Origin of the sequence: Leptolyngbya sp. FACHB-261, from assembly GCF_014696065.1 — a bacterium.
Taxonomy (GTDB): Bacteria; Cyanobacteriota; Cyanobacteriia; order FACHB-261; family FACHB-261; genus FACHB-261.
The window spans coordinates 1-3,314 of the sequence record NZ_JACJPL010000035.1 but is presented as its reverse complement, the minus strand read 5'-3'; the positions used below and the strand labels follow the sequence as shown (position 1 = coordinate 3,314).

Below are 3,314 nucleotides of genomic sequence, written 5' to 3'. Positions count from 1 at the left end.
TTAACCAGCTTTTTGCTACGCGATTCTGCGGGATAAGTGAGTACCAGTGGACTTCCTTTAATCACAAAGTCTCCAGGACGGCGCTGAAGCTGAAGCAGGATATTGGTCTCTGTGCAATTCGCATTAGCTGATCCGTATCGATTGCTTGCACATAGTTATTGCTAGTCGCTTGAATGGCGGTTGCCTCCCGATCAAAACTGGCCTATATGTGGAGAGATTCTGCCTATTTGGCTGGATGGAAGTATTTATGCGGAAAGGTTCTGCCTATCTACGTGGCTTGAGATGTTATACGGAAATCATCTACTTAATCACCACTATGGGGGTGTTATACGGAAACTTTCAGTCTAATAATAGTTAGGTAGACTCTTGCACGAAGCAATACTTTTCAATTGATAGATTTCTCCCTTTCGGCATAAATAGCTTCAATGACTGCTTCGTTTGAGCGTGCCCACTGGCAAAGCATCGCGATTGGCTCATGAAGTTTTTGACCATACTCCGTAAGACGATATTCGGTTCTGGGGGGAACAACTGCATAAACCGTGCGATGAATCAAACCGTCACCCTCTAAACGGCGTAGAACCTGAGTTAGCACCTTTTTGGAGATATCTGGTAGCTGTCGCTGAAGCTCACTAAACCGTTTTTCTCCATCAGAAAGGCAATGGAAAATAATCGGTGTCCAAGCGTCTGACATCAGAACAAGTAGCCGCCGGACTGGATAGTCGCGCTCAAAAACGGGTTGTGTCGAAGATTTTCGATTCACTTTTTGCTCTCTATTGATACTCTAAGTCTACCTGCTGAATAGGTTACCGATCGGTGCCTACTTACATTCTAGTTAACTAGTCTCTATATTGAGAACGTCGATCGAATTGAAGCACATCCTATGAAATTAATTCGTGTCAAAACACGCGGCGGACCCGGGGTCTTGACCTATCAAGAAGAACCCAGACCAGATTGTGCACCCGATCGCATACTACTGAAAGTGATTGCCGCAGGAATAAACTTTGCTGACATCATGCAGCACCAAGGCACTTACCCACTGCAATTGCCACTTCCCTACACTCCTGGAATGGAATTCGTTGGCATTGTCGAAGAGATCGGGGCAAACGTAACCACCGATGTGAGACTAGGTGAACGTGTGGCAGTGCTTTCCTGGGAAGCAGGTGGTTATGCTGAATACACAGTGATTAGGCCAGAGCAAGTGCTTCGCATTCCAGATCTGCTTGACGCACATACTGTGCTGGCTCTGCTGTTCCAAGGGATTAGTGCCTATTTACTGCTGGATTATGCCGCAAAAATTCGAGCGGGTGAAAGTGTACTGATTCACGCAGCAGCAGGCGGTGTGGGTAACTTGCTTGTACAACTTGCCAAACTGATGAACGCAGGCGATGTGTTTGGTACTGCTGGAACAGGCGCAAAGCGCGAGATGATTCGCAATTGGGGAGTAGATTATCCAATTGACTATACTGAACCGAACTGGCACGAAAAAATCCTTGGAATCACTGGCAGAAAAGGGATTGATATCATTCTCGATCCGATTGGTGGAAGCGCAATTGCACAAAACTTATCCTGCTTGGCTGTGGAAGGACGTTTTGTAAGTTACGGTTGGTTGTCAGGGGATTGTCCGAGTTTGACAGCGACTCAATGTCAGAATCTGCTGTTTAGAAATCAAAGTGTATCGGGCTTTGCCATCAGTGCGGTGATGAATCATCATCCCGATATTGTAGAAACGGCTCTCACGCAGCTTTTTACCTGGGTTCAGATGGATAAGTTAAAACCCATTTTGGGTCACGCTTTTCCTCTAGAGGATGCTGCACAAGCACACGCAGCGATTTTAGGCCGCAAAACGATAGGCAAAGTAATTTTACAAGTTGGTCGGTATCCTGCCTAACAACGCCCGTGAACCCGACCGTTTAGAAGTTATTCGTTGGGTCCGAAGTTTACTCGCGGCGGGTTACGGGCACCGTTAGACCCCCGCTTAATCTATTTCAATCCACTACCTGGCTCTGTCTAATTCTTTGTCTACGATGTAAGCTCGTTGTGCCTCAGCTGTGCTTGGTACTTAAGAATTTTGAGCGCAAAACAGGTCCTACTTGTTGCACAAACTCGTCGAAACTACATTGAGGTTCGCCGAGAAGCCGCCATAGCTCCTGCGCCTCAAAAGGCTCGGGTTCACGATCATAGTGAGATAAGATGAAGATATCAGACATGGAAGCCTTAGTTCATCAGGCCAAGTCATAGTGGCCAAGCTCAGATATTCTGTCAGAAATTGTATTTCTAGGAGGGTAATGGACCGAGAGAGGTTGCTCCCGGTCCATCGTTCTAAGAGCTCAGGCTTGAGGAGTGCCTGAACTGCCATTGCGCTCCATTTCCTCACTGAGGTTGTCATACAGGAGGGAGTCAGGGTTAGGCCCTTCAAAATCGGTGATGTCTTACCAAGATTTCGTAGCGTTCAAGGGCTAACTCGCTGAGGAAAGAAATCGCACAGTTGAGCAACCAAGCGCAGCTCTTGGGTAGCGTGTTCCAAAGGGGTAATGTGGCTAGGAGCACTGATGCCGATTCCGGCAAGCACTTCCTCTCGGGTAGCGGTCTGGGCAGCGTCTATTTGGTAGAGTAAACGCATTAAATCGGTGAGCTGCATTGCTTACTCCTCCATCGTCAGGTAGCGGGTGAGGACTCGAACCACTTGGCAGCAGCAGCTGGGCTCCACTCACTCAGTTGGGCAAAGTTGCCGACGAACAGATGACGCACTACTTCAGCAACAGCATCCACAGAGCCAGTAGCGAGAAGGATGACTCGCTGTCGATCGCTTCCACCAAGAGCTGCTCCCCTTGGTGGAAGCGGGGAGATTGGACCTTTCTGCATGACAAAAACTTCCTTTGTTATTCAACGAACCTGTGAATCACTCGATACTTTCCACAGGTGATGGGAATCAAAAACTGAGATGAAGTATGTAGCGCTATCTCAGCTCTTAACAAAGGACATCTAATCAATCATAGAATTATTTGTTAAGGTTCTAATTAACCAAGTAGCTATTTCTAGTATTTAAATTCCGTTAACCAATTTTAACTTTAGGCAATAAAAAGGTTTGGCGAGGGTGATTGCGCTTAATTAGGTGAAGTAAGGTGGAATACACCTTACTTCACCTAGGGTCGGTTTTAAAACAGGCTCTAGATTCAAAATGACTACAATAACGTCTAGCGCCGAGTCACTTTCAAGAGTGCTCCTGTAAAGGCGAGCGCCAACAATCCAATCCAGCTTGAAGGTTCAGGAACCGATTGAGAATCATCATTGGCATTGAATCGAATAATTTCTCC

5 protein-coding genes are annotated in these 3,314 nt (G+C 46.8%); 1 reads left to right on the top strand and 4 read right to left on the bottom strand.

Going from position 1 to position 3,314, the window contains the following annotated elements:
* Nucleotides 1–385: 385 nt before the first annotated feature.
* Entirely contained in the window at nt 386–760 is a 375-nt protein-coding gene (locus tag H6F94_RS30820) for a winged helix-turn-helix transcriptional regulator (protein WP_199320782.1), read from the bottom strand.
* A gap of 120 nt (nt 761–880) precedes the next feature.
* On the opposite strand from H6F94_RS30820, the gene H6F94_RS30815 reads away from it, so the two are divergent.
* Nucleotides 881–1,888: a quinone oxidoreductase family protein gene (locus H6F94_RS30815; protein ID WP_190806122.1), complete on the top strand. Its 1,008-nt coding sequence runs from the start codon at nt 881–883 to the stop codon at nt 1,886–1,888.
* Between the two features lie 561 nt (nt 1,889–2,449).
* Here H6F94_RS30815 and H6F94_RS30810 read toward each other — a convergent pair.
* From H6F94_RS30810 to H6F94_RS33705, 3 genes are all read right to left on the bottom strand, one after another.
* The gene (locus tag H6F94_RS30810) at nt 2,450–2,638 is read right to left on the bottom strand and encodes a hypothetical protein (RefSeq protein ID WP_190806121.1); all 189 of its coding nucleotides are present in this window, start codon (nt 2,636–2,638) and stop codon (nt 2,450–2,452) included.
* A 17-nt stretch (nt 2,639–2,655) separates the two neighbouring features.
* Nucleotides 2,656–2,862: a hypothetical protein gene (locus H6F94_RS30805; RefSeq protein WP_190806120.1), complete on the bottom strand. Its 207-nt coding sequence runs from the start codon at nt 2,860–2,862 to the stop codon at nt 2,656–2,658.
* 332 nt (nt 2,863–3,194) lie between these two features.
* Nucleotides 3,195–3,305 (bottom strand): PEP-CTERM sorting domain-containing protein, encoded by a 111-nt coding sequence (locus H6F94_RS33705; RefSeq protein WP_396426470.1) that lies wholly within the window; start codon nt 3,303–3,305, stop codon nt 3,195–3,197.
* Nucleotides 3,306–3,314: the final 9 nt, after the last annotated feature.

Coding starts and splice junctions, on each gene's coding strand:
- H6F94_RS30815 (WP_190806122.1), top strand. CDS start 881: ATGAAATTAATTCGTGTCAAAACACGCGGCGGACCCGGGGTCTTGACC.
- H6F94_RS30810 (WP_190806121.1), bottom strand. CDS start 2,638: ATGCAGCTCACCGATTTAATGCGTTTACTCTACCAAATAGACGCTGCC.
- H6F94_RS30805 (WP_190806120.1), bottom strand. CDS start 2,862: ATGCAGAAAGGTCCAATCTCCCCGCTTCCACCAAGGGGAGCAGCTCTT.